This is a genomic window from Serratia sp. CY27727 (assembly GCF_052169275.1).
GTDB lineage: Bacteria > Pseudomonadota > Gammaproteobacteria > Enterobacterales > Enterobacteriaceae > Serratia > Serratia sarumanii.
Genome location: NZ_JBJNLB010000002.1, coordinates 318,632 through 344,895, shown reverse-complemented (window position 1 = coordinate 344,895; position 26,264 = coordinate 318,632). Strand labels below are relative to the sequence as shown.

25 protein-coding genes are annotated in these 26,264 nt (G+C 58.2%); 14 read left to right on the top strand and 11 right to left on the bottom strand.

Going from position 1 to position 26,264, the window contains the following annotated elements:
* Positions 1-61 precede the first annotated feature (61 nt).
* From ACJ8HB_RS06530 to ACJ8HB_RS06500, 7 genes are all read left to right on the top strand, one after another.
* The gene (locus ACJ8HB_RS06530) at positions 62-1,372 is read left to right on the top strand and encodes an L-cysteine desulfidase family protein (protein WP_047571762.1); all 1,311 of its coding nucleotides are present in this window, start codon (positions 62-64) and stop codon (positions 1,370-1,372) included.
* A 22-nt stretch (positions 1,373-1,394) separates the two neighbouring features.
* Complete coding sequence (locus ACJ8HB_RS06525) at positions 1,395-2,555, top strand: trans-sulfuration enzyme family protein (RefSeq protein ID WP_047571317.1); 1,161 nt, start codon at positions 1,395-1,397, stop codon at positions 2,553-2,555.
* 21 nt (positions 2,556-2,576) lie between these two features.
* Complete coding sequence (locus tag ACJ8HB_RS06520) at positions 2,577-3,992, top strand: Na+/H+ antiporter NhaC family protein (RefSeq protein ID WP_047571315.1); 1,416 nt, start codon at positions 2,577-2,579, stop codon at positions 3,990-3,992.
* 165 nt (positions 3,993-4,157) lie between these two features.
* Positions 4,158-4,505, top strand: coding sequence for a DUF3088 domain-containing protein (locus ACJ8HB_RS06515; RefSeq protein WP_047571313.1), 348 nt, complete (start codon positions 4,158-4,160; stop codon positions 4,503-4,505).
* 528 nt (positions 4,506-5,033) lie between these two features.
* Positions 5,034-6,536 (top strand): hypothetical protein, encoded by a 1,503-nt coding sequence (locus ACJ8HB_RS06510; protein WP_047571311.1) that lies wholly within the window; start codon positions 5,034-5,036, stop codon positions 6,534-6,536.
* A complete protein-coding gene (locus tag ACJ8HB_RS06505) occupies positions 6,533-7,291 on the top strand; it encodes an ankyrin repeat domain-containing protein (protein WP_047571310.1) in 759 nt (252 codons plus the stop codon). The genes ACJ8HB_RS06510 and ACJ8HB_RS06505 overlap by 4 nt, the downstream gene beginning before the upstream one ends.
* Before the next feature lie 148 nt (positions 7,292-7,439).
* Complete coding sequence (locus ACJ8HB_RS06500) at positions 7,440-8,213, top strand: ankyrin repeat domain-containing protein (RefSeq protein ID WP_047571308.1); 774 nt, start codon at positions 7,440-7,442, stop codon at positions 8,211-8,213.
* Between the two features lie 91 nt (positions 8,214-8,304).
* Here the strand turns inward: ACJ8HB_RS06500 and ACJ8HB_RS06495 are convergent, their stop codons facing one another.
* On the bottom strand, positions 8,305-9,612 hold the full coding sequence (locus ACJ8HB_RS06495) for a serine hydrolase domain-containing protein (protein WP_047571307.1): 1,308 nt from the start codon (positions 9,610-9,612) through the stop codon (positions 8,305-8,307).
* A gap of 107 nt (positions 9,613-9,719) precedes the next feature.
* Between ACJ8HB_RS06495 and ACJ8HB_RS06490 the strand changes: the two genes are divergently transcribed.
* Complete coding sequence (locus tag ACJ8HB_RS06490) at positions 9,720-10,631, top strand: LysR family transcriptional regulator (protein ID WP_047571305.1); 912 nt, start codon at positions 9,720-9,722, stop codon at positions 10,629-10,631.
* Positions 10,632-10,880: 249 nt separating this feature from the next.
* Here ACJ8HB_RS06490 and ACJ8HB_RS06485 read toward each other — a convergent pair whose 3' ends face one another.
* Both ACJ8HB_RS06485 and ACJ8HB_RS06480 read right to left on the bottom strand, forming a co-directional pair.
* A complete protein-coding gene (locus ACJ8HB_RS06485) occupies positions 10,881-11,270 on the bottom strand; it encodes a hypothetical protein (RefSeq protein ID WP_047571303.1) in 390 nt (129 codons plus the stop codon).
* Positions 11,271-11,600: 330 nt separating this feature from the next.
* Positions 11,601-12,185, bottom strand: a complete 585-nt coding sequence (locus tag ACJ8HB_RS06480; protein ID WP_052133492.1) for a TetR/AcrR family transcriptional regulator — start codon at positions 12,183-12,185, stop codon at positions 11,601-11,603.
* 124 nt (positions 12,186-12,309) lie between these two features.
* On the opposite strand from ACJ8HB_RS06480, the gene ACJ8HB_RS06475 reads away from it, so the two are divergent.
* The 4 genes from ACJ8HB_RS06475 (at position 12,310) to ACJ8HB_RS06460 (ending at position 15,098) form a co-directional block, all read left to right on the top strand.
* Complete coding sequence (locus ACJ8HB_RS06475) at positions 12,310-12,609, top strand: putative quinol monooxygenase (RefSeq protein WP_047571301.1); 300 nt, start codon at positions 12,310-12,312, stop codon at positions 12,607-12,609.
* Positions 12,610-12,742: 133 nt separating this feature from the next.
* Positions 12,743-13,237, top strand: a complete 495-nt coding sequence (grxB, locus tag ACJ8HB_RS06470; protein ID WP_223307187.1) for a glutaredoxin 2 — start codon at positions 12,743-12,745, stop codon at positions 13,235-13,237.
* A gap of 10 nt (positions 13,238-13,247) precedes the next feature.
* Positions 13,248-13,673, top strand: a complete 426-nt coding sequence (locus ACJ8HB_RS06465) for a cupin domain-containing protein (RefSeq protein WP_047571300.1) — start codon at positions 13,248-13,250, stop codon at positions 13,671-13,673.
* 420 nt (positions 13,674-14,093) lie between these two features.
* Entirely contained in the window at positions 14,094-15,098 is a 1,005-nt protein-coding gene (locus ACJ8HB_RS06460; protein WP_047571297.1) for a LacI family DNA-binding transcriptional regulator, read from the top strand.
* 6 nt (positions 15,099-15,104) lie between these two features.
* On the opposite strand, the gene araD is transcribed toward ACJ8HB_RS06460, so the two are convergent.
* The 8 genes from araD to ACJ8HB_RS06420 form a co-directional block, all read right to left on the bottom strand.
* Positions 15,105-15,797 (bottom strand): L-ribulose-5-phosphate 4-epimerase, encoded by a 693-nt coding sequence (gene araD, locus ACJ8HB_RS06455; protein WP_033632583.1) that lies wholly within the window; start codon positions 15,795-15,797, stop codon positions 15,105-15,107.
* On the bottom strand, positions 15,791-16,660 hold the full coding sequence (locus ACJ8HB_RS06450) for an L-ribulose-5-phosphate 3-epimerase (RefSeq protein ID WP_047571294.1): 870 nt from the start codon (positions 16,658-16,660) through the stop codon (positions 15,791-15,793). Before ACJ8HB_RS06450 ends, araD begins: the two co-directional genes overlap by 7 nt.
* Positions 16,647-18,134: an FGGY-family carbohydrate kinase gene (locus ACJ8HB_RS06445; protein WP_047571291.1), complete on the bottom strand. Its 1,488-nt coding sequence runs from the start codon at positions 18,132-18,134 to the stop codon at positions 16,647-16,649. Before ACJ8HB_RS06445 ends, ACJ8HB_RS06450 begins: the two co-directional genes overlap by 14 nt.
* A gap of 8 nt (positions 18,135-18,142) precedes the next feature.
* On the bottom strand, positions 18,143-19,132 hold the full coding sequence (locus ACJ8HB_RS06440; protein ID WP_094859981.1) for an ABC transporter permease: 990 nt from the start codon (positions 19,130-19,132) through the stop codon (positions 18,143-18,145).
* A complete protein-coding gene (locus ACJ8HB_RS06435) occupies positions 19,129-20,619 on the bottom strand; it encodes a sugar ABC transporter ATP-binding protein (protein WP_049200535.1) in 1,491 nt (496 codons plus the stop codon). Before ACJ8HB_RS06435 ends, ACJ8HB_RS06440 begins: the two co-directional genes overlap by 4 nt.
* Before the next feature lie 54 nt (positions 20,620-20,673).
* Positions 20,674-21,591, bottom strand: coding sequence for an ABC transporter substrate-binding protein (locus tag ACJ8HB_RS06430; RefSeq protein WP_015378502.1), 918 nt, complete (start codon positions 21,589-21,591; stop codon positions 20,674-20,676).
* A gap of 135 nt (positions 21,592-21,726) precedes the next feature.
* Positions 21,727-22,794, bottom strand: coding sequence for an erythritol/L-threitol dehydrogenase (locus ACJ8HB_RS06425; protein WP_019453591.1), 1,068 nt, complete (start codon positions 22,792-22,794; stop codon positions 21,727-21,729).
* A gap of 285 nt (positions 22,795-23,079) precedes the next feature.
* Positions 23,080-24,033 carry a LysR family transcriptional regulator gene (locus tag ACJ8HB_RS06420; protein WP_094859982.1) on the bottom strand — a complete coding sequence of 318 codons (954 nt, stop codon included), beginning with the start codon at positions 24,031-24,033 and terminating at the stop codon, positions 23,080-23,082.
* 138 nt (positions 24,034-24,171) lie between these two features.
* Between ACJ8HB_RS06420 and ACJ8HB_RS06415 the strand changes: the two genes are divergently transcribed.
* Together ACJ8HB_RS06415 and ACJ8HB_RS06410 are read left to right on the top strand one after the other, a co-directional pair.
* Positions 24,172-25,353: a M20 aminoacylase family protein gene (locus ACJ8HB_RS06415; RefSeq protein ID WP_094859983.1), complete on the top strand. Its 1,182-nt coding sequence runs from the start codon at positions 24,172-24,174 to the stop codon at positions 25,351-25,353.
* Positions 25,354-25,375: 22 nt separating this feature from the next.
* Positions 25,376-26,164 carry an ABC transporter substrate-binding protein gene (locus tag ACJ8HB_RS06410; protein WP_033655109.1) on the top strand — a complete coding sequence of 263 codons (789 nt, stop codon included), beginning with the start codon at positions 25,376-25,378 and terminating at the stop codon, positions 26,162-26,164.
* Positions 26,165-26,264: the final 100 nt, after the last annotated feature.

The following is a 26,264-nucleotide window of genomic DNA, read 5'->3' as shown; positions in this document are numbered from 1 at the left end:
AGGTAAGCTTTTCTCCAATGCCAGTAATATCCTAAAAAAAATATTAAAACGAGTCTCCGCCATGATAGAAAACATAACTCCCTCTCACTCTCTTCTCGCCTGGCTCAAGCAGGAAGTCAGGCCAGCCTTGGGTTGTACGGAACCTATCGCCATCGCCTTTGCCGCCGCCACCGCTGCCCAACATGCCGAAGGAAATATTGTTGAAATATTCGGGAAAATATCCAAAAACCTCTATAAAAATGCTGACGGCGTCCGCCTGCCAAATATATCAGGCCACGGCGTGCAGCTTGCGGCGGCCATTGGCGCAGTAGGCGGCGATGCGTCACTGGCGTTGGAGTTATTACGCGACGTCAATCCTGAACATATTACTCGCGCCAAAAAATTAATCGATGAAAACAAAGTATGCATTCAAACACGGGACAGCGACTCGCTTATTTACGTCGAGATTACCGTCGTTACTGATATAAAGCGTTGCCGGGTAGTTATCGAAGATAACCATACCCAGATTACTCATTTATCTGTCAACGGCGTGACAGGGAATCTGGCGCCGCAAACTCGTGTTGGCCATCGTCACTCAACCACGCCGCCGCGATTTTCAATTCGGGAGGCGGTGGATTTTATTCAGCACGTCGCCTACGACGATATCGCCTTCATGCTAGAAGCCGTCCAACTCAATAGCGCGTTGTCCGCAGAGGGGCAGAACATGCCGTATGGGTTGAATGTCAATGGCGCCCTGCGCCTGGCCGGGGCCGAGATCTTTCGTCAAACCACCCTTAAGGATCGCATCGTCATCGATACGGTCGCCGCTTCCGACGCCAGAATGGGCGGCGCCGCCATGCCGGCCATGACCAATTTCGGCTCCGGCAATCAAGGCATCGCCGCCACGATACCGGTCGTGACGCTGGCCAAACACCTGCAGCGGAGCGAAGAAGAACTGGTGCGCGCCGTCACCCTATCCCATCTGGTCGCGATTTCCATTCATTCTCGTTACGCGCGCCTGTCGGCCCTGTGCGCAGCATCCACTGCCGCAATGGGCGCCGCCGCCGGCATGGCCTGGCTGCTGAGCAAAGATTACGCCATCATCAGCGGCGCCATTAAAAACATGATTGGCGACATCAGCGGCATTATCTGCGACGGGGCATCTGCCACCTGCGCCATGAAGGTTTCCAGCACGACCGAAAGCGCCGTCAAATCAGTGCTGATGGCCAAACAGCATTGGGTGGCGAATCAGCATGACGGCATCGTGCATGAAGATGTCGAAGCTACGATCGACGCCCTGTGCCGGCTGGCCGCATCAGCCATGCAATACACCGACAGACAAATTATTCAAATCATGTCGGATAAAACATTCCAAAAAACGCACTCTCTATAATCAGACCAAAAAAGGCTAATTTATGAAACCCGTACCCTCTATTGCGACATTGGCCGTACATGCAGGCAATCAAACCGACCCAGGGCATAACGCCATATTTCCTCCCATCGTCACCGCCAGTTCGTTTATTCAACCCAACCTCGGTGAAGGCGGCGATTTCTGTTACTCCAGAGTGGCAAACCCAACGCGAAACGCCTATGAAAGCGCGTTGGCCGAGCTTGAGGACGGTATCTATTGCACGGCGACCGCCTCCGGGATGGCGGCGACGTCGCTGATCCTCGAATTACTGCCCCGCGATTCACACGTCATCGCGATGTGCGGCGTTTACGGCGGCACCTGGCGGCTCTTTGAAAAGCTGCGGAAAATGACGTCGGGAATGACATTCACCTATGTCGATCTCAACGATCCGCAGGCGGTCAGCGCCGCCATTCAGGCGAATACGCGTCTGATCTGGATCGAAACGCCGACCAATCCGCTGCTGGAACTGGTCGACATTCAGGAGGTCTGTCGGATCGCCAAAGCGCGGCACATCACCACCTGCGTGGACAACACCTTCGCCAGCGCCTGGAATCAACGCCCACTGACACTGGGAGCCGATATCGTGATGCTTTCCACCAGCAAATATATTGGCGGGCACTCCGATCTGATCGGCGGCGCGGTGATTACTAACCGGCAACATCTGGCCGAACAGCTGGATTTCATCAAAACGACCGTCGGCGCCATCGCCTCGCCGTTCGATGCTTACCTGGCGCTGCGTGGCCTGAAAACCCTGGATGTGCGCATGCAGCGGCAATGCCAAAATGCGCAAACCATCGCCGAATTCCTCGAAAACCATCCCGCCATTGTCGGCGTCTGCTACCCGGGGCTTAAATCACATCCTCAATACGCCCTGTGTCAAAAGCAAATGCGTTCGGGGGCCGCCGTGGTCACCGTCCGTTTGAAAGGCGACATTCAGAGTGTGAAAGCCTTTCTGCCGCGCCTGAAGTATTTCGTGTTGGCCGAATCCCTTGGCGGCGTCGAAAGCATGGTTAACCATTCCGCCTCAATGTCGCATGCCGCCATGAGCCGCGAAGAACGGGAATCCATCGGCATCTATGACACCACGCTTCGCCTGTCGATCGGCATCGAAGACGCCGGCGATCTGATCGGCGATCTCGACCATGCTCTCTCCTGCATTTCTTGACGATTATAAGGAAGACGAAAAATGCACGATTACGGGATATGGACCGTCATCACGCCTTTGGTGACTATTTTTCTGGCGATTTTTACCCGGCAAGTGATCCTGTCGCTGCTGGCCGGTATTTTTGTCGGCTTCGTCGTTATCAATCACAGCCTGCTCGGCGGGATTGGCGCCACGCTGAACGGCATCATTGATACCTTCGCCTCTGCGGGCAATGCCCGAACCGTCGTTTTCATGGTGATGATCGGCGGCATTATGCGGCTCATTGTGGTTACCGGCGGGGTCAGAAGGCTGGTGCAGTTTTTAACCGAGAAGAACGACTACGTCACCAATAAACGCTCCGTGCAGTTATTGGCGATGATCGTCACCGCACTGATCTTTATTGAAAGCTCCATCAATCAGCTGATTGCCGGCGCCTCCACCAAAGACCTGGCCAAACGCTACCGGGTGTCTCCCGAGAAGATGTCTTACATTATCCAGACATCCTGCGTTTCGGTCTGCTCCTCGGTCATGATCAACGGTTGGGGCGCCGCAATGATGGGGGTTATTGGCGTGCAGATCGCTAAGGGATATATCGACGGGGAACCTTTTGAAATTTTAGCGGGCGCCATGGTGTGGAATATCATGGCATGGTTCTCGCTTGCCTCGGTGCTGTTTTATATCCTTTCCGGTTTTTCATGGGGGCCGATGAAAAAGGCGGAGCTCCGCTTTGAGGCCAATGCCGACGCGCTCGACGATGACGACAGCGGGCCGGAGGATGACGTGATCGATCACCCGGCATGCAATTCGTTGCTTAATTTTTTCATCCCTATCCTCTCCACCGTACTGATGGTGCCCATCGCACTCTATATTACCGGTGACGGCCAGTTCTCCCGGGGCAGCGGCTCCATGTCCGTTTATTCCGGCGTGATGTTCGGCACTGCGGTTTCATTCATCTGGTTTACCCTGCGTGGCGTTCTGAATATCGAAAACTTTTTCAAAGAGTTATATATCGGTTACGCCAGCATGGTGAAAATAAGCTCCATCATGATCCTGGCTTTTCTGATGGGGCACATTTCCGCAGAGCTCAACACCGGGCAATATATTGCCGCCGTCACTTCCGGCGTGATCCCCTCCGGCTACTCGATCGGCTTCATCTTCCTGATCAGCGCCGTGATGTCGCTGGCCACCGGCACCTCGTGGGGCACCTTCGCGATCATGATCCCTATCGGCGTGCAGTTGGGCGTCTCCCTGGGGATCCCGGTGGAATATATGATCGGCGCAGCCATTGCCGGCTCTATCTTCGGCGACATGACCTCCCCGATATCCAGCGATGCCATCGTGGCCTCCATGGCGACCAACTGTGAGCATATTGAGCATATCAGGACGCAGTTCCCCTACGCGTTAGTAACCGGCGGGCTGGCGCTGCTGGTTTACCTGGCGCTCGGCTTCTCGCTTTAAGCCCGCCAATCATGCTCAATCCGGGGTCGGCCTTCGGCCTGGCCCCGGTCACTGTCCATTTGGCAAGAGGTTGCTAAATCCGGCGTTCAACGTTTTGACAGCCAGGCCATTAACGGCATCACATCGCGGAATAGCGAACCTATTCCATTACAAACGGAGAAGTTTATGGAAAAAGATCGGTTGTTTTTACTCAATATGGGATTTCACGATGGCCAGTATCCGGGAGAGCAGTTCTTCTGCCCCGACTGCACGCTGCTGGAAGGGCTGCTGGCGAAAAATCCGGAATTGGCAAACGCCATCGAAGTGACCTACGTCCGCTTTGAGAAACCCAGACAGGCCGTTATCGAGCTGGCCGGCGAGCAACATCAATCGCTGCCGCTATTGGTTTTGCCTCGAGGAGAACGCTCGGGATTTCCGGCGCCGGAATATCACGGTAGAGAGTGCCTATCTACGCTGAACGACATTCTCGCCACATTATCGGCGCGGCACGCTTTCCCTAAAAAGCACCCTTAATACGTTCTGAAAGCTATCCATTCAGAGGATAGCGACAGAGGCGGGCCGCAAGGAAGTGGCCCGCGGCTACAGCCCTGACATCATGTCCCCTTGGCTTTCGCTACAATTGTGTCTTTTTCTCCCTCGTCGCCGCTGCTGGCGCGGATCGCGCCGGAGCATGCAACGGCATTGAAAGCGACACATGAAGCGGGCGGACAAGCCGGCAATAGCATTGCGCGCAAACCGTCTTATCAATGTCTTTCCTGAGAGCAGAGCGCCCCATAAGAGCATTCTTTGTTGCTGCAATTGTGGCGGGATGGGCTCAAAAAACCGTATCAACCTTTGGAAAACAAGAACTTTCCGGTTAACCTTTGGCCGGCTTTACAAATTGGCCTGAGCCGTTATTATCCCTTATTTGGTGTCCTATGCGCCGTTAGCTATCGCTGACTGCCGTTCGATAATATGCCCCTCAGGGGGCCATCGAGTGCAAGGAGTGCGAGCGCCCGCCTGAACAGGCCAAGACGCAGCAAGCAAAGGAAGAGACACACTATGTTTTCCCGTTTGAAACTGCTGTATATCGCCGATGATATTATTTCACCTGATGAATTCCCCCGTATAGTCAGCCCTTCCAGCGCCTGTCACGGCCTTTCATACATGCCGGACAATGACATTCTGTCGCTTTTTTCTGGTTTTCGCGGTGGCGAACGGATCCGCCGTGAAGTCGGCGTTACGCAAAACGGAATAAGCTCTAACCTGCGCGCAAGAGTGCAGAGCGACCTGATGAGCGGCGTTGTCGTAGCGGTCGAAACCCGGCCCGGCGTGTTGGCGACGATGGGGCCATTTTACGCCGACATCGACGGCTACCTGATACCGCAGGGGAGACAAGAGCCCAACTACCCGGTGGACAAGATAGTGAAGCGGTACGAAGAGGCCGTGAAGTCTTATGGCGGCCGCCGGGCGCGCCCGTCCGTCTTCCCCGCACAAGTCACGCGGGCCAAACCGGCCCTTGGCCCGGATATCCCGGCGCAAGGTGGAAGAGCCTCACAGTCGGTCGTGTCTGGCCCCTTGACCAAGGCGCAACGCTGGCAGGAGCGAAAATACCTCATTGGCCGCGGGCAACGGAGTATCTACCCGGACGCCCGAATCGCCTCGGAACGCCTGGCGGCAAACAATGTCGCCGTCGAGAAGGCAAAGCTGGCGGAGAATATCTACAAGACCACGAATCCGCTAAAGGATACACCCGGCGTTCCCGAGGGCTGGAAAGATATCAGTAACGATAATGCGGCCCTGAGTAAAATTGGGCTAAACAGAAATATGCTCTTCGACAGAGATGAATCGCCGGATTTTTTGGCAAGGGTATATCAACCTGATAAAGGTGTTTTTGGTAAAGAGATGAACCCAACGGTCGTGCTCAGAGGATCAAGAGCGCCAGAGTTCCCGCAGGGGATCGGCAGCGCCGCCAAAAAGGCCCTTAGGGGCGATTTGTCAGGAATTAAAAATGTGAATGACTGGATAAATAATGGTGCTCAGGGGATGGGGGCGAACTCAGATTATTATAAGCAGGCGGTTAAAATAGGATTACAAGTAAAGAACTCCTCAGGCGTCGATATTTCTGGTCATTCATTGGGCGGGGGAATGGCCTCCGCCGCATCAATGACCAGTGGAAAACCCGCATGGACGTTCAATGCAGCCGGACTCCATCATGGAACTGTAGGAAGATACGGAGCTGAGATGATTGGTTCAGCCAAGAACATACAGGCCTATCGAGTTGAGGGAGAACTATTAACTACGTTACAGGAAGTTAATAACGAAAGTGACTATGAGCTTATAAAAAATGCCCTGCCCGATGCTTTGCAAAAACCCTGGGGCGTAGCATTGCCTTTCACCTTGAAAGAGTGGTCGTCACTGGCGATGCCTGATGCCGCCGGCATACCGCACACGCTTGCCGGTGGGACAGGAACCCTGCTCGATAAACACGGTATAGACCAGACAATAAAGTTGATTGAAGATCAGAAAGACGAGGATGTCGCCACTATCAGGGGGAGAATATGACCAAGTGGATAATGGCAATGGCGTTACTGTTTACTGTTCTCATGGTGCAAGGATGCAAAAAAAACATGGAATATGAACCACGGGATTTTTTTGAAGGCCGTCAATTGGAAGTCGCACAGCTGATTTATGATGGCGACGAAGTGAAACTGAATGAGAAGCTTCCTTCAATAAGTAAGGAAGAACTGAATCGACCAGTGAAAGCAGACATGACCCTGCTGTTTTGGTCGGTGCTAAACGCAATCTATGATAAAAACACGCCGGAAAGGCTGAAAATAATAACCGATCTGGTAAAAGCTGGCGCAGATCCGTTGCAACCCAGACCGGAGGGCGGGAGCAGCCCAGCGGAATTCGTCATGAAAGCCGACAAGGGGATTTGGGTCAAAGCCATGCTCGACGGCGGTTTACCGCCAAACGCAAAAGATAAGGTATTCAATGAGCCCATTGTATTCCAAACAATCAAAGCCAAGAACACTGAAACGTTAAAGGTGATGCTGGATTATGGCGCGGATATAAATATCAGAGACTCCTTGCAACAAACCTTATTAATGGATGCTTTTTTTAGCTCAGCCTTTGAGCACATGACCCTACTGCTCAATCGAGGGGCAAATCCTAACCCGGTAAATATAAACAATCTTTCGCTGTTAACAGCAGTGAATCGGCAAATAAAAGACAGCCAAGATGGCTCAGAATACAATGAACAGTGTAGGAAAATACTCGAGCTCATGCTTTTGAGAGGAGCAAAGGAAACGCAGTAATTTCATCAACGCAGATCTGACAGCTGCCGGTTATTTATATTGAAGCTGTCAGGTTACATCTGGTTTTCGATAAACACGCTATAGACCACGCAATCAAACGGATTGAAGACCAGACAGACGAGGATGTCACCATTCTCAGGAGGAGAATATGAGCAAATTGATAATGGCAATAGCGCTACTGTTTACTGTTCTCATGGTGCAAGGATGCAACAAAAGCATGGAATATGAGCCACAGGATTTTTTTGAAGGCCGGCAGCTGGACATCGCACAGCTGATTTATGCTGGCGATGAAGTGAAACTGAAAGAGAAGCTTCCCTCTATAAGCAAGGAAGAACTGAATCGACCAGTGAAAGCAGACATGACCCTGCTGTTTTGGTCGGTGTTGAACTCAATCTATGATAAAAACACGCCGGAAAGGCTGAAAATAATAACCGACCTGGTAAAAAGTGGCGCAGACCCGCTGCAACCCAGACCAGAGGGCGGGAGCAGCCCAGCGGAATTCGTCATGAAAGCCGACAAGGGGATTTGGGTCAAAGCCATGCTCGACGGCGGTTTACCGCCAAACTCAAAAGACAAGGTATTCAATGAACCCATTGTATTCCAAACAATCAAAGCCAAAAACCCTGAAACGTTAAAGGTGATGCTGGATTATGGCGCAGACATAAATACAAGAGACTCATTGGGAAACACCTTGTTAATAAGCTCATTGGATTCTCATTCGTTTGATCATACGATTCTTTTGTTAGAGAGAGGTGCGGATAGTAAAATCAAAGGGAAGTTTGGTTGGACTATGGGCAATCAGCTTCAGCGCTTTATAGATAGAGGCGTAGGAGATGCCGAGGATAAAGAGAAAATTGACAAGATAAAAGAGTTATTAATTAAAAAGGGTGGTGACTGGCCTCCACTACCTGTAGAGAATTGAGACTCCCCTAAGGTCGACGTCGAAAACATGTAATATACCGTTCAGGGGCTGAATGGCAACCGCCATCCAGCCCCTGCTTGCCCAGCCGACGTTAACGCAATTCCTTCGCTATGGCACTAAACATCAGCGATGCCTCCAGCGGTTGCGCGCTGAAAGAAGGCTCCGCCTGCAGCCAGGTAGACCACTGGACGATCACCAGATTCTCAGCCTGATTCACCATAATCATCTGGCCGAAGATCCCCAGCGCCCACAGGGAATGTTTCAGGGAGGCCTGCGGGGCGGGTTCTACGTTGGCCGCATTCACCGGCACTTCGTTGTTCCACCATTGGAAGCCGTAAATGCCGTCAGGATGGGCCGCCGACACCGAGCCAGCCGCCCGCGTCCAGTTGGACGACTGGGCTACCCAATCAGCCGGCAAGATCTGTTTGCCGTTCGGCAACGTCCCGTTATGCAGGATAAACTCGCCGAAGCGCCCCCAGTCTTCCAGCGTGGAGTTGAAGCCGTGCGCGCCCACGTCATGCTGGCCTTTCGCGTAGGCATGCCACACGCCGTCGCTCGCCATGCCGTAGGGCTGCCAGATGCTTTGCTGCAGATAGGCCGCCAGCGGCATGCCGCTGGCGCGCTCCAGCACGTCGCCCAGCAGCCACGCGCCGCCGGAGGAGTAAGACCAGTTCTGCCCGGCCGGGTGTGCTCGGTGCAAGCCGGCCACCAGCTTGCGCACGCAGGCGTAGGTGCCCGGCCTGGCTTCACACTCGGTCAGCTGCGCGAAGTCCGATTTCGGGTTGGTGTAATCCTCATTCCACGCCACGCCGGAGGTGTGGGTGATCAGCTGCCTGAGGGTCACGCCGTCCCACGCGGTGCCTTTCAGGTCGGGTTCGTATTGCGTGATGAGATCGTCGAGCGAGTTGATCTTGCCCTGTTTAATCGCCACGCCCACCAGCGTGGCGACCACGGATTTGCCCACCGAGCGCGACGTCCACAGGGTAGAGTCGGTATTGCCCTGCCCCAGATATTTCCAGGCGATTTTGCCGTCTTTCAATACCAGCATACCGCTGACGTTCTGGCGCTGCAGGTAATCCTGCAGGCTGTAGGTTTTGCCATTCACCCGATAGCTGGCGTCGGTTAACGGTTTAGCGGCGGCCAGCAGCGGCACGGCGTTGCCGTGGTGAAACACATCCCCCGCATAGTTGCGATAGTCGTTACGAAAACCGATCACCCGGTCGCTCTGGCTCCAGGTGAGCATCTTGTGCGTATCCGGCAATTGCGCATCGAAAGGCGCGGGACAGACGCTGAGTTCGGTACCCGCACAGGCGGCCAGCGCGGCGGGCGCCAACAGGCCGCTGCAGAGACTGATGACAACGCCCGCCAGCAGGCTGCGGTTAAACACTTTGCTTTTCATATTTTTTCTCGCTTAGCTCAGGAAGGCGTTCAGCTTAAAAAAACGCGGCCTATAATAAAAAACGCCTGATGGGGGAAAATCCCCCGAAAAATCGACGGGAGAACCGCGTGCCGAGCCTGATTTATTCCTTTGCCCAACTGGAAGCCTTCACCGCCGTGGCCGAGCACGGCAGCCTGGCGAAAGCCGCGCTCAAGCTGGGCAAAGACCGCACGACGCTGCGCGATTTGATTGATTTTCTTGAGGATGGCTTGGGCTATACGCTGTTCCTGCGCGAGGGGCGCAGCCTGCACCTGACGCCGGAAGGCGAACAGCTGCAGCGCCAGGCGCACCTGCTGATGCGCCAGGTAAAAGCGTTTGAGGCGTTTGCCAAAGACGTGCCGAAGAGTGCAACGCAGGAAATCTCGCTGGTCTACGATCCCTTCACGCCCCGCGCGCTGCTGCAGGCGCTGATTGCCGCCATGGCCCAGCGCAACACGCGCCTGAGCCTGATTAACGCCTCGCGCGAAGAAGCGGAAAGCCTGCTGGCAAACGGCCAGGCCGATCTGGGCATCTGCCAAGCGCGCAACCGCAGCGTGGGCGACGCCATGGAGTGGCGCGCCTTAGGGGCGATAGAGATGGATTTTTACGCCGCAAAAACGCTTTTCCCCAACGCGGAACAGCCGCTTTCGCTGCTGGAGCTCTCGCTCACGCCACAGGTGATCATGCACCCGGATTCTGACGAACCGGTGGCGCGCCGCCTGCAAATTTCCGGGCATACTATCTTCACCAACGAGCTTGAGATGCTGCGCACCCTGCTTGAACAGGGCTGCGGCTGGGGATTCCTACCGACGCATATGCATGCCGAACGGTGGGAAAACGTCAACACGCTGCGCACCGAAGTGGGCAGCCAGGGGATCAGCCAAACCATGGTAACCATCTGGAAGCCGGGCAATGACCGGCGGGCGCTGATTGATGAGACGTTAGTGTTGTTGCCGGGGTTGTGGCGGGAGGTTGGGGGTGAAAAGCCGCTGCTAGATTAGCGGTGTTGTTACCGGTAGACGGTCGTAGGGCTCATCATCTGCGTTGTTTTTTCGATCGTTCTTAGGCGGGGCTCGCTGTTTTCCCCCAGTGAGCCCTTCACCGCCTTTGCCTCATCGCAACTGGTGCTGGTTTATTGCTTTGATAGGCAGCATTTGAGGGGCAGCTTTGAGCGAGAAGCGGAAGTTCGCAACTCCCACAACTACATGACTAACATTGAGGTGTCGTAATCAACGGAGAGCAAGTCATAGTCATTTTAGTTGCTTCAAGGGATAAGAGTTCGTGGTACTGGAACCGTCACTGTAGAGCTCGGTAATAATTATTTTTTTACCATCAATAGCATATTTGACTGTACTGTCCGCAGGATCATCCCGCCAGCGACCGGTGCTGTCAGGATTGTCAGATGCCCACATAACTTGATCACCTATAAGTTTGCACTTGATTGCCCAACGGGTACCATCGTTCTGCCGGATATAATGTACATAGGCAATACCTGATTCGACTTTATCCAGCTGCATGAGCTTAAAGTCGCGGCCAAACATCGCAGCAGAAGCAGCCTTGCAAACCTGACCTACAGTGACTTCAGAAGCCTGTACCGGCGCAGTAAACACCAGCGGAAAAAGAAGTAAGAGTTTCTTCATACGGATCAATCCATTTTGTTTACTGTCAGGGATAACGCTAAATGTATATTTCGACAATCTAAAGCGTTTCTTGACGCTAATTTAGCGTTGCGATGACAGGACTGATTAACTTAGTCCCTAGTGTAATCTCAAGCTCTGCCTGACAGTCAGCTTGGCTCCTGCAGTGCGTTCTCAGCGTCGTAAGCAAACAAAATATCAGGCATGAGACCAGTTTTCTCTATGGTTGTCAGCACGGACTGAGTAGATACTTCAGCGATAACCTTCATTGCCTCATCACGGATTGAATTGCCACAGATTTAACCGGCACCTGCAAGTCGATTAAGCTAAAACTCATTTAACCTTAACAACGGCCAGCGCATCACAAAATATTCTGGCGCAGATTTTCGCTAGATCCTCAGTATTGTCTTCTTCCTCAGCCATCCGGGTCATTTGATCGAGTAATCCAATCACCAGCCCCGCCTGATATTGAACAGGTATATCGGTGCGTAAAATACCGGCACTACGCTCACGCTCCATGTTTTCGGTTATCCATCCGGTCATTTCTAATTTAGTGGCGTCTCCGCTTCGGGGCTGGAAAAAACCTATCTGCGTCAAAGCCTGATCCTGTGTCAGTACGGTCAGAAAGCGTGTAAAGCTAAGGCAGAGGTCTTTATACAGTTCGTCAGGGGTTAACCCCGGAGAAATGAGGCACAGACGCGTTGCTTCCCGCAAGGCAGTGCGAAACTCATCAACCAGACTGTCGAAAGCGGCCTCTTTACTTGCATAGTACAGATAAAACGCAGGCTGGCTCACCTGCGCTTCAGCCACAATGTCACTGACTTTCGTTTCATAGAAACCCTTACTGGCAAAAACGTTAATTGCCGCCCGGCGTAATTTTTCCTGGGTGTCAGCGGAACGGGCCGCTCTTTTTGACATGTCCATTATCCTGTTTGTCTGAATGGGGTAACGATAACAAACCCGTTGAGTTTTGTCATTTGTTAGATTACTGTTTAGTAAGTTACTGGCTAGTAACAAGCAATTTTACCCTAAGGAGTTATCCATGTCCGTTCCTGTCGTTGCGATCTTTATTGCAAAACCCGGTACTGAAGAGCTTGTCGAACAACTTTTCCGCTCGGTTATTAACACCACGCTTGGAGAGGATGGCTGCATAAGCTATCAGCTCAATCGTGATACAGAGAATCCACGCCGTTTCGTCTGGACGGAAGAGTGGAAAAGTAAGGCACTCCTGGAGCGACATCTCAACGCCCCGCATATCACGCAACTGTTTAGCATCATCCCTCAATATATTGAAACATCAGATATTATCGTGCTTAATCCGCTGGCAGGAGGCGCAGCGTGAAACTGTATGCCTCGATCATTGTCCGTTCTGTACACGGGCAAGGATGGCCTTTACCCATTATGAATGAGCCGGTTGAGGTAACAATCCTCATGGAGGATGAGGTCGAAGCCCCAACCCGTCTGGTAGGGAAAAAATTGTCCCCATTCTGGAAAAGGAAAACGGCTCTCATATGACAGAGAGTCTCGACATTGTGCGCTATATCAATGCTATCGGTATCCCCATCTTTTTCTCAGATCCTTCACCTGAGACAGAATCATGGTTGAAGGATATCTGGCCGGTTTCACTTAAATTAGCCATTCCACGTTTCACTATGGCCAACTTTGCTGAACTTTCGACGTCGACTTCGCGTGACGCATACCGGCAGCGGGAAGAAAAGGCGTTCGGCAACCGGTCAGAACTGATGGAGCGCACAACTGAATTAGTGGAAGAAATAACGCCCAAACTTCAGGCGCTGGTCTCGCTTATACAGCAACGGCAGCGGACAGATATCAATGACATTCTGCTGTGGCCGGTATTACGTTGTCTGTCCATTGTCAAAGCACTTACTTTCTCGCCGGCTGTCCATGATTATGCCCTCAGTCTTGAGGCACAGACTGGCATTCCTTTACTGTTCCGTCAGGCAATATAGAGGGACTGATATGAAAATGAACACCCGCTCCGCACGCTTCATTCCGACAGAAATAGCAAAATTACTGCCAGAAAGTTCAGATACCATGCTGGCTGATAAGTACCTTACTGACAGACCTGAAGCAAGTTGTCGGGTGTTTCGTGCTTATCAGGGCATCAAGCCCCACTACCATCAGCAATGCGATGAGTATCTGTATGTTCTGTCCGGCCGGGGTACATTCTGGATGGAAGACCCCAGTGACGAGGCCGAATTTTCTCCGGGTCATTTACTGTTCTTTGAACGAAATGTCATTCATGCCATGCCGACCTTACTTGAAGAGCCTGTCGTGTTTCTGTCGTTAGACAGCCCACGCCGCAGCCCGGACGACATTATATTTGTCGATCCAGAAGATGGTGATGCCGCAAGCTTTATGGCAAGGAACAAAAAGCAGATTTAGCCTCAGGCGATGCACTGATATCACTATTCCCAGCAAAGGCATAATGCCCGCGCGCGCTACGAGTCATATTTAACGCTGGCGGGTATTTCAATTAACAGAGCATCAGTCATTCATCGATAACGAACGCTAGCTACAATATGAGGTCTGGCCTTGCATGGAGTTGGCTATGTCCGCTTCTGGCACAAAGCAATTATTGATGCCTAACTTCGGCCATGCAACAAACCTTACCAAACTCCCCCTCAACAAAATAAAGCCACATAAAATGATTCAATTCACAATTAATAAACCAACGACATTATTACCTCTATATTCATTCCATTATTTTCCCTCTCCCCATCCTTCCCCCCATTCCCCGCTAGCACCGCCCTCGCCCTTTCCCTACAATAAGGGATCTGTTGAGGCATAACGCAAGGAAAGACGGTGTCGAAAGCCAATCCCAATGCCACTATCGTGGATATCGCCCGCCGCGCCAGGGTGACCAATATCACCGTTTCCCGCGCCTTCAATAAGCCCGAGCTGGTCAAGCCGGAAACCCGCGAGCGCATTCATGCCATCGCCAAAGAGCTGAACTATGTGCCCAACGCGTTCGCGCAGGGGCTGAAAAGCAGCAGCAGCCAGATTATCGGCATCGTCACCAGCAGCATGTACAACCCGTTCTATTCCGGCCTGATCAAGACCGTGTCGCGCATTGCGCGTCAGCAGGGCTACCAGATCATGCTGTTCGACACCGACGGCAGCGAAGAGGCGGAAATGCGCGCCATTCAGGCGCTGTTCGGCTACAAGGCGCGCGGCATCCTGCTGTCGGCGGTGCGCGACGACAAGCGCTACCGCCCCGCCTATCTCGAGCTGGCCGAGGTGTACGGCGTGCCGCTGATCCTGATCGACCGCGATCTCTACGATCAGCAGCTGAGCGGCGTGTTCCTCGATAACCGTGAGATCGGCGTTTTGGCCGGGCGCTATCTGGCGGAGCAGCCGGAGAAGAAGCTGCTGATCATCGGCGGCCCGGCGGATTCGGAAATTACGCTAACGCGCACCGCCGGCATCGTCGCGGCGCTGCAGGGCGGCGGCCGTGAGATTCATATCATCAACGGCGACTACGATTTCACCTCGCAGGAAAGCGAAGTGCGCGCCTATCTGGCGCAGCCGGAGAACCGCCCGGATTACATCATCGGCCTGAACGGCATCATCACGCTGGGCGCCATCGCCATCTGCCACGAGATGGGGCTTTATGAGCAGGTGAAGTTCTTCTCGATAGACGAACCGCCGCGCGCCGGCGCTTATGGCCTGCATATTCCGGGGGTGTATCACGATACGCAGAAACTGGGGGAGATCGCCGCGGAGCTGCTGTTCAGCGCCATTCACAGCCCGCGCGGCGAGTTGCCGGTGCGCAGAGAGTTCTTCACCGGCTCGCTGTTGAATCGCTGACGGGCGTTATTGCCCGTAGTAGGCGTGTTTGCCGTGCTTGCGCAGGAAATGTTTGTCCAATAGTTCCGGCTGCATCGGGGCGATGGCCGGCGCCAGCTGGCGCGTCGCCATCGCCATGATCGCCACCTCTTCCAGCACCACCGCATTGTGCACCGCATCCGCCGCGTCCTTGCCCCAGGCGAACGGGCCGTGGGAGTAGACCAGCACCCCCGGCACCTGCTGCGGATCGCGCCCCGCCTGATTGAAGGTTTCGATAATCACCTTGCCGGTTTCCCCCTCGTAATCCCCGGCGATCTCCGCCTCGCTCATCGGCCGGGTACAGGGAATGTCGCCGTAAAAGTAGTCGGCGTGGGTGGTGCCCAGCGCCGGGATCGGCTGCCCGGCCTGCGCCCAGATGGTGGCGTTGCGGCTGTGGGTGTGCACCACGCCGCCGATGTCGGCGAAGGCGCGGTACAGCGCCAGGTGGGTGGCGGTGTCGGATGAGGGCTTGCGGTGCCCTTCGCGCACCTTGCCCTCCAGATCCACCACCACCAAATCCTCCAGCGTCATCGCCTCGTAGGCGATGCCCGAAGGCTTGATCACCACCAGCCCGCTCTGGCGGTCGATCGCCGAGACGTTGCCCCAGGTAAAGGTCACCAGCCCGTATGCCGGCAGGCTGAGGTTGGCGGCCAGCACCTGCCGCTTGAGTTCGTTCAGCATGCGATGCCTCCATCAATCATCTGTTGTTCGATCCAGGCCTTGGCCTGGGCGATGCGTTGCTTATCCTGCCCGTCTTCGCGCGCCCACATCTCCAGCAGGTAGGGGCCGCGATAGCCGAGCGCGTTGAGCACGGCAAAGGCGTGAGCGAAATCCACGCAGCCCTCACCGAACGGCACGTCGCGAAACTGCCCGGCGCTGCCCGGCCCCACCGCGACGGTGTCTTTGAGGTGCACGGCGGTGATGCTGCCGATGCCCAGCGCCAGCTCGGCGGCGACGTCGTTGCCCCAGGCGCTGAGGTTGCCGAGATCGGGATACACCGTGAACCACGGGCTGTTAACGTGGCGGGCGATGTCGCGCCATTTGCTGATGCTGTTGATGAACGGCGTGTCCATCACCTCCACCGACAGCATCACCTGCGCCCTGGCGGCCTGCGCCGCCGCCCACTGCATGCCCTCGATAAAGCGTGCGCGGCTGTGGCGATCGGCGGGTTCGTAATAGACGTCGTAGCCCGCCAGCTGGATGTTGCGGATGCCGAGATCCGTCGCCAGTTCCAGCGCCTTGCTCATCAGCACCCGCGCCCGCTCGCGGGTGGCAGCGTCATGGCTGCCGAACGGATCGCGCCGGTGCGCCGACAGGCACAGGCTCGGCACCGTCACCCCGCTGTCGAGCCGCGCCTGGATAAACGCCAGCCGCTGGCGGCGATCCCAGTCCAGCCGCTGCTGGCGCGCTGGCTGTTCGTCGATCGACATCTCCACAAATTCAAAGCCCAGCTCGGCGGCGGTGGCCAGCCGCTGCGGCCAACTCAGATCGGCGGGCAGCGCTTTTTCATACAGCCCCAGACAGGCGGCGTTAGTCGTTTGCATCAGTCACCTCACTCAAAGCCTGAGCGACCGCCAGATAGCGCGCCTGCTGGGCGCGCAGGCGCCGATGGGCGGCGGTCACGGGATAATAACAGCGCAGCTTGGGCGGCGCGGCGGCGATCGCTTCGGCGAACCCGGCGTACTCCCCGGCGCCGACGGCGGCGCACAGGGCGGCGGCGCGGCAGCCGCTTTGGCGGGTTTCCACCACCTCAAGCGGCAGGTTGCCGGCGTCGGCGTACATCTGCATCCACACCTCGGACTGCGTCGGCCCGCCGGTCATGCGTACCCGCTCGATGCGCGGGTTCAGCTGCACCATGCGCTCCTGATGGATCAGGTGCGAGAACACGATGCCCTGGTAGATCGCCTGCACTACGTCCGCCATCTCGTGGTGGGCGCTCAGGCCGATCAGCCCGCCCGGCGTGTTGCCGCCGAGGTTGGAGCCGTACAGATACGGCAGGAACAGCAGCCCGCTGGGCTGCTCGCGGCGCTCGGCCACCCAGGCGTTGAACTGGGCGTAGCGCTGCCGGTCGTCGGCGCAGAACTGGCGCAGGAACCAGGCCAGGTTGCCGGCCGAGGTCGGGCTGCCTTCGTGCACGAAATAGCGGCCGTCGATGCAGTAGCGCCCCCAGGCGTAGGGATAATCGGCGGGAATGATGCGCTCGGTCACGCAGGTGGCGATCGACCAGGTGCCCGCCACCGCGCTGAGCGTGCGGTCGTCCGCCACGCCGGAGCTGAGCGCCGCGCCCACCACGTCGAACAGGCCGCCGTACACCGCGGTGCCCGTTCGCAGGCCGCACTGCGCCGCCGCCGCGACCGTCACCCGCCCGGCCAGCTGCGCCGAGCCGATCACCGGCGCGGTCTTCTCCTGCGCCTCTTCGATGCCGAAGGCCGCCATCAGCATCGGATCGTAAGCGCCGCTGCGCTGGTTAAACAGATTGCTGCCGGAGATGTTGGTCACCTCGGCCGCCGCCTCGCCGGTGAGGCGAAAGCGCAGGTAGTCGTGTGCCATCAGGATGCGATCGACGGCGGCGTACTGCGCCGGTTGCCGCTGCTTCAGCCAGCGCAGCAGCAGCGCCGGGTGGCTGGGCCACAGCGGCTGCAGGCTGCGCGGGTAGGTCTGCGCGTCCACGCCGGCGCGGCGCAGCTCAGCCACCGTGGCCGCCGCGCGGTTGTCCGAAGAGAGGATGCCGTTGCCGACCGGTTTGCCGTGGCGATCGATGGCGTAAAGCCCTTTGCCGTGCGCAGAGAAGCTGACGCCGCGCACCTGCCCGGCATCCAGCCCCGCCGCGTGCAGCGTCTGGCGGATCGCTGCGCAAACGTCATCCCACAGCGCGTCCATATTGCGTTCGCTGAAGCCCGGCTGGGCGGCAATCGCCGCGCCGTCGCGCTCGGCGATCGCCAGCTCTTCGCCGCTTGCCCGGTACAGCCCGGCCTTGATCACCGTGCCGCCGACGTCTATGCCAAGAAAGACTGCCATCGCGCCTCCTATTTGCGCCGCACGGAGCTGAGGTAGATGGCGGCCAGGATGATGCCACCCTTCACCACGTTCTGGATATACGGCGACACGTTCATCAGATTGAGGCCGTTGTTGAGCACCCCGAGCATCATCGCCCCCACCAGCGTGCCGACGATGGCGCCGCGCCCGCCGGAGATCGCCGCCCCGCCCAGCACCACCGCGGCGATGGCGTCCAGCTCGAAGCCTTCGCCGGCGTTGGGCTGCCCGCTCATCAGACGCGAGGTCAGCACCAGCCCGGCCAGCGCGGCGGTCAGGCCGCTGATCACGTACACCAGCATCTTGTAGCGCGGCACGCGGATGCCGCTCAGCCGCGCCGCCTCTTCGTTGCCGCCCATCGCATAGACGTAGCGGCCGAACGGCAGTTGGTTGAGCATCAGCCAGGCCAGCACGTACACGCCGAGCATGATCAGGATCGGCACCTGGATGCCCAGCACCGTGCCGCGGCCGAAGAAGGAGAACACGTCGGGCAGGCCGGAGATCGGGTAGCCGCCGGTATAGAGCAGCGCCAGGCCGCGGGCGATGCCCATCGACGCCAGGGTGACGATGATCGGCGGCATGCGCAGGTAGGCGATGCAGGCGCCGTTGGCCAGGCCGAACAGCGCGCCGACCGCCAGCGCCGCCACCATCGCCAGCGGAATGGGCACCGCCGCCAGCATCAGCCCGGCGGCGACCGAGCCGGCCAGCGCCATCACCGGCCCCACCGAAAGATCGATGCCGCCGGTCAGGATGGCGCAGGTCATGCCCACCGCGATGATGGCATTGATCGACACCTGGCGCGCCACGTTGGTCAGGTTGTTGACGCTGAGGAAGCTGTCGTTCAGCAGGCTCATCAATACGAACAAGATCACGAAGCCGATAAACGGCAAGACCGCCGGGTGATGCAGCAGTTTTTCCCAGCGCTTGCCGAAGCTGGGGCCGGCGGCGCGGCGCGCCACGGCGGGTTGTTCAATTCCGATCATAAGGCACTCCCGGTCGCGTGAAGCATGATGTGGTTGGATTCGATGTCGTCGCCGGTCAGCTCGGCGACGATGTGGCCGCCGCGAAACACCAGCACGCGGTCACACACGCCGATGATCTCCGGCAGTTCGGAGGAAATCATGATGATGGAGATGCCCTGCTGGGTCAGTTGCTGCATCAGCTGGTAGATCTCGGCCTTGGCGCCCACGTCGATGCCGCGCGTCGGCTCGTCGAAGATCAGGATGTTGCAGTCGTTGTTGAGCCAGCGGGCGATCACCACCTTCTGCTGGTTGCCGCCGCTCAGGGTGCTGACGGCGGTCTCGGCGTCCGGGGTTTTCACGCCCACGGCGCGGATCAGCCGCTGCACCACGTCGCGATCCTGGCGGGCGCTGACGAAGATCTTGCCGCGCCGGTGGTGCCGGTTGAGGGTGATGTTCTGCGCCACCGAGAACGGCAGCACCAGGCCCTCGGTTTTGCGGCTCTCCGGCAGCAGGCCGATGCCCTGCGCCAGCGCCTGCGCCGGGGAGCGCAGCGCCGCCGGTTGGCCGCCGAGGCTGACGCGTTTGCGGTGGCAGCGGCTGGCGCCGATCAGCGCCGAGACGGTCTCGGTGCGCCCGGAGCCCACCAGCCCGGCGAAGCCGAGGATCTCGCCCTTGTGCAGGTGGAAGCGGTCGGTCGCGCCGTGCTTCTCGCGCTGGATCTCCGCCTCCAGCAGCACCGTCGCGGTATCGACCGGGTGCTGTTTCACCGGGAAAGCGTTCTCGATTTTGCGCCCGACCATCAGCCGCACCAGCTCTTCCACGTTGGTGTCGCCGGTAGCCAGCGTTTCGATGTAGGCGCCGTCGCGCAGCACGGTGATGCGATCGCAGATGGTGAAGATCTCGTCCAGGTGGTGCGAGATAAACACCATGCCGACGCCCAGCAGCCGCAGATCGTTCATCACGCTGAACAGGTGTTCGGCCTCGCCCGGCGTCAGCGTGGCAGTCGGCTCATCCAGCACCAGCACCCGCGCCTCCAGCGACAGCGCCTTGGCGATCTCAACGAACTGCTGCTGCGCCACGCTCAGTTGCTCTACCGGGCAATCGAGATCGATAGCCACCGTCAACCGTTTGAAAATGGCCTCGGCCTTGCGCCGCATCGCCCGCCGATCCAGCAGGCCCCAGCGGTTCCTGATCTCCCGGTTGAGGAAGATGTTGTCGATGGCGCTCATGTAGGGAATCAACGAGAATTCCTGAAAAATAATGCCGACGCCGGCCTCGATCGCCTGGCGATAGTTGTTAAAGCGGCGCTGCTCGCCGTCGATAAAAATATCGCCCTCATCCGGCTGATAGATGCCGCACATGATTTTCACCAGCGTCGATTTGCCGGCGCCGTTTTCGCCCAGCAGGGCGTGCACCTCGCCGCGTTGAATGGCCAGATCGATGCCGTCCAGCGCCTTCACGCCGGGAAAGCTCTTTTTTATTCGTTTCAGTTCCAGTAAAGGTGTCACCGCATAGCCCTCCACGCCGAACGCCCCGCCGCAGCGGGGCGAACCTGGCCGCTGTTACCAGCTAAAGCCGGCCGCATTGCTGCGGTCGATCAGCTTCACTTTGACCGGCACGGTTTTCGGCACCGTGGCGCCCCAGTAGCGGGCCAGCGCAATGCCGAGCGCGATACGCAGCTGGTCGCGCGGGAACTGCGCCGAGGTGGCGATGAACGGCGAGTTCGGCTTGAGGATCTCTTTGATGGCTTCCGGCTGGCCGTCGACGCTCACCAGCTTGACCTTGGCGCCGTTGCTTTCAATCGCCGCCAGGGCGCCGAGCGCGCCGACGTCGTTGACGCTGAAGATGCCCGCCAGATCCGGCGCCGACTGCAGCATGTTTTCGGTCACGGTCAGCGCAGTGTCGCGTTCCTGCTTGCCGTTTTGCTTGGTGACGATCTTGATGTCGGGGTATTTCTTCATCGCCGCTTCAAAACCGCGCACGCGCTCCAGGATCGGCACCACCGGGATGCCGTCGAGGATCGCCACCTTGCCTTTGCCGCCCAGCGCTTTCGCCAGGTACTCGCCCGCCTGGAAGCCGGCGTCGTAGTTTTCCGAGCCGACGAACGAATCGAGCGGCCCTTCCGCCTGGGCGTCGATCGCCACCACCACCGCGCCGGCCTTGTGGGCGGAGATCACCGCCGACTGTACCCCCACCGAATCGGTCGGGTTGATCAGCAGGATATCCACCTTCTTCTGCAGCATGTCTTCCACGTCGCCGATCTGTTTGGCGACGTCATGGCGCGCATCGGCCACGTACACCTTGGCGCCGATATCCGCCGCCGCCTGATCCAGCGCCTGCTTCATGGTGACGAAGTAGTCGTTGTTCATTTCCTGGAACGACATACCGATAGTGATTTGCTTGGCCAGCGCCCCATGGCTGGCCGCTAACATTCCACCGGCGACGATAAAAGGTAAGGTCTTTTTGAATAATGAAAACATAGCCAATTCTCCTGTAGGGAAGCTTCTTGTTGTGGTTATCAGAGCAACAGCATGTCTTTACGTTTGGCCGACCGGCCGGCCCCCCATTGCGAGCGGGCCGGCGATCGTGACTGCAACAGCGGTACAGCGGGAGGGTCAGGGAACCAGGATCACCTTGATGGAATCGGTCGAGTCCGCCAGGGCGAAGGCTTCGTCCCAGTCGTTCAATGAATAGCTGTGGGTAACCACGCCATTGGAAGTCACCAGCCCGCGCTCGAACAGATCGATGGCGATTTCGTAGCTGTAGGGCGCCAGGTGCGCGCCGCGGATGTCCAGCTCCTTGCGATCGCCGATGATGGACCAATCGACGGTGGTTTCCTTGCCGAACACGCTGAACTCCACGAAGCGGCCCAGCTTGCGGATCATCTGCAGCCCCTGGGTGACGCCGATCGGCGCGCCGGTGGCCTCGATATACACGTCGCAACCGTAGCCGCCGGTCAGTGATTTGACGATCTGGTCGGCGTCTTCCTTCAGCGGGTTGATCACCACGTCGGCGCCAAATTCTTTCGCCAGCGCCAGCCGCTCGTCGATGGCGTCGATCACGATCAGTTTCTTCGGCGTCTTCAGGCGCGCCACCTGCACCATGCACAGCCCGAGCGGCCCGGCGCCGGCCAGCACCACCACGTCGTCCAGCTGGATGTCGCCGCGCGCCACGGTGTGAATGGCGCAGGCCATCGGCTCAATCAATACCGCGTCTTCATGGCTCAGGCTTTCCGGGATCTTGTGCACGATGGCGTTCTCGGAAAAGCGCATGTACTCGGCCATGCCGCCCTCCGCCACGTCTTTTTGGAAACCGTAAATGTTATGCGTCTCACACATCCAGTAACTGCCGGATTTGCAGTAGCGGCACTCCCAGCACGGCACGATCTGCTCGGCGATCACCCGCTCGCCGAGCTGGTATTTGCCTTCCGCGCCCTCGCCCAGCGCGGCGATGCGGCCGTAGAACTCGTGCCCCGGCACCACCGGCGGTTTGACCCACGGGTTCTCCCCCCAAAACATCTGCGCGCCGTTCTTGCACTTGCAGTCGCCGGCGCAGATGCCACAACCTTCCACCTTGATCACCAGCTCGCGCGCCTTCGGCAACGGCGTGGGCACCTGTTCGAAACGATAGTCCTGCGGGCCGTGGCAAACGACCGCACGCATTTTTTCCGGCAACTGGCTCATCTCTTCCTCCAATACACTCATTAAACGCTTGAATTTTCTTAATGTTGACGTTGTCATTTTTATCCAACAAAAAACAACAAACGTTATAAAGTGATAAATTTCAATAGATTAATCATCAAACACCCAGAAAAACTCAAAATGACAACGTGAACATAGAGTGACATATAACCAAAGCTGCAAAAATAATTATTTGAGCAAAATCACATATCGTTAACATTGCGGCTAAAAATGCTACAAATGCGGATCGCGATCCCATTTACGGGATCGGCGATCCGAGGGGATCCGCTAAATCAGCAGGCGCACGCGATCGTAGATCTGACGATCTTCCGGCCGCGACGATCGCGCCTGCTGGCGCAGGGTGCGCACCAGCGTGTCGATAAGCGCATGGGCGGCGGCGCTTAGAATGCTGTTGCGCCGAGTGACGATATTCAGCTGCACCGGCCGGCAGCTCTCCCGCAGCGCCAGCGGCTGCAGGCGAGAGGCGAACTGCGGCAGCGCGGCAATCGGCCGCGGGCACCAGGTGCACATTTCGGCGAACTCCACCAGAGCCTGCAGCATGCCGAACGAATGCGCCTGGATAATGCGCTGGCGCGGCAGGCGCACGCCGTGGCGGAGAAACACCTCGTCGAACAGCGCATCGAAACTTTCCGGGGTATAGCTCATCACCCAATCCTGTTCCAGCAGCTGATGCAGCGAGGTGCTGTGCGCCAGCGGGTGGCCGCGCCGCACCATGTACGCCGTTTCATACTCCAGCAGCGGCTCGCAGTGGAACTCCTGCGGCGCCGACGACGCCGGCAGCGGCGTGATGGCGAAATCCATCGTGCCCTCGCGCAGCTGCGACTGGGCGTTGGCCATCAGGCTTTCCGACAGTTCCAGCCGCACCGCCGGCATCTTGCTGCGAAACGCCATCACCGCCGACGGCAGCACCGTCAGCATCAGCCAGGGGGTGAACGCCGCCTTGACCAGATCCGCCGTGCGCCCGCGCAGCGCCGCCATTTCGCCCTGCGCCTGCTCCAGCTGGTTCAGCACCAGCCGGGCGTGCGCCAGCAAGGTTTTGCCGTAGGGGGTAAAGCCCAGCCCGGTCGGGGTGCGGATCAGCAGCGGCAGCGCCTGTTCCTGCTCCAGTTCGCGCAGCGCGCGGGTCACCGCCGCCTGCGACAGCCCCAGATGCCGCGCCGCCGCGCGAATGCTGCCGCTGTCGGCGCTGGCCACCAGCGCCTGCAGTTGGTGCAGTTTCATGTTCACCTCCTGACAATCATAGGTTGTCAGCATAACCGAACGGCGGCTACCCGGCAAAAACGGAGTTTGCTAGTCTCGATGCCTACCCCTCTGCCCCATTCCCCGCCCGTTGGCCGGGACCCTTTGCCGGAGACCGTGATGAGCCCTTCACTCGTACTGCCTGAGATCGCCGCCGTTCATGATGAGATGGTCGCGCTTCGCCGCCACATTCACGCCCACCCGGAGCTGGGCTTCCAGGAGTTCGCGACGTCGGATCTGGTGGCGCAGCGTCTGGAGGAGTGGGGTTACCGCGTCACGCGCGGCGTAGGACAAACCGGCGTTGTCGCCACATTGCAGCGCGGGCCGGGAAAATCGCTCGGCATCCGCGCCGACATGGACGCCCTGCCGATCGCCGAAACCACCGGCTTGCCGCATGCCAGCACCCATGCCGGGGTGATGCACGCCTGTGGCCACGACGGGCACACCGCCATGCTGCTGGCGGCGGCGCGCTGTCTGGCGCGGCAGCCCAACTTCAGCGGCACGCTGCACCTGATCTTTCAGCCGGCGGAAGAAGGCGGCGGCGGCGCCAGAGTGATGATTGAAGACGGCCTGTTTGAGCGCTTCCCCTGCGACGCGGTGTTCGCCATGCACAACGTGCCCGGCTTCCCCACCGGCCACCTGGGCTTCGCCAGCGGCTCCTTGATGTGCTCGGCCGATACGGTGCACATCACCCTGCACGGCCACGGCGGCCACGGCGCGGTGCCGCAGAGCACCGTCGATCCGGTGGTGGCCTGCGCGGCCATCGTCATGAGCCTGCAAACCATCGTGGCGCGCAATATCGATCCGCAGGAAACGGCGATCGTCACCGTGGGAGCGATGCAGGCCGGCCAGGCCGCCAACGTAATCCCGGCGACCGCCACCCTGACGCTCAGCGTGCGCGCGCTGACGGCGGTGGTGCGCGCGCAGCTGGAACAGCGCATCACCGAGCTGGTCACGGCGCAGGCCGCCAGCTTCGGCGCCCGCGCGGAGATCGACTACCGGCACGGCTACCCGGTGCTGGTGAACCACCCGGCAGAAACCGAGCTGGCGCGCGCGGTGGCGCTGGACTGGGCCGGAGAGAGCCAGGTTATCCCCACGCTGCGGCCGTTTACCGCCAGCGAAGATTTCGCCTTTATGCTGGAGAAGTGCCCAGGCAGCTACATTTCGATCGGCAACGGCCCCGCCACGCCGGGCAATTCCCTGCACAACCCCGGCTATGACTTCAATGACGACAACCTGTCGATAGGCGCCACCTACTGGGTCAAATTGGTCGAGCGCTTTTTGGCTCGCCCCACTGTTTAATCGCCAACGCTGAGGAAATGACATGAAAACCATCAAAGGGCTGTTGTTGCTGCTGCCGCTGGCCGCGAGCTTTCCCGCGCTGAGCGGCGAATTCAGCGGCAAGGTGATCAAGCTGGGCATCGATCCCACCTTTCCGCCGCTGGAATATAAAAACCCGCAGGGCAAGCTGACCGGCTTTGGCGTCGATATCGCCCAGGCGCTGTGCGACCAGATGCAGGCCAAATGCGTGTGGGTGGAAAGCAGCTGGGACGGCATGATCCCCGGCCTGCAGGCGAAGAAATTTGATGCCATCGCCTCGTCGATGACCATCACACCGCAGCGCCAGCAGCAGATCGCCTTCTCCAGCAAAGTCTCCAACGCCCCGGCGCGGCTGGTGGCGCATAAGGGCAGCAACCTGCAGCCTACCGCCGCCTCGCTGAAGGGCAAATCGGTCGGCGTGCAGCAAGGCTCCAGCCAGGAGGCCTATGCCAACGCGCTGTGGCGCCCAGCCGGCGTTAACGTGGTCGCCTACCAAAGCCAGCAGGAGGTGAACGAAGATCTGGCCAACGGCCGGCTGGATGCGTCGCTGCTGGCCAGCGTCAGCGCCAGCGAGTTCTTCAAAACGCCCGGCGGCAAAGATTTCGCCTTTATCGGCGCCGAACTGAACGACAGCAAATACTTCGGCGTCGGCGACGGCATCGGAGTGCGCAAAGAGGATACCGCGCTGCTGAACGCCTTCAACACCGCGCTGCAGGCGATCCGCGCCAACGGCACTTACAAGAAAATCAACGACAAGTATTTCGACTTCGACATGTACGGTGCGGAGCAGTAACAAGCGTTCCCCGGCGGTCACCTGCAGATCCTGCAGGATGGGGAGGCGCCTTCGGCCGCCGGGGAACGCCCCAACGGAAACGGCAGCGTCGGCAAGAACG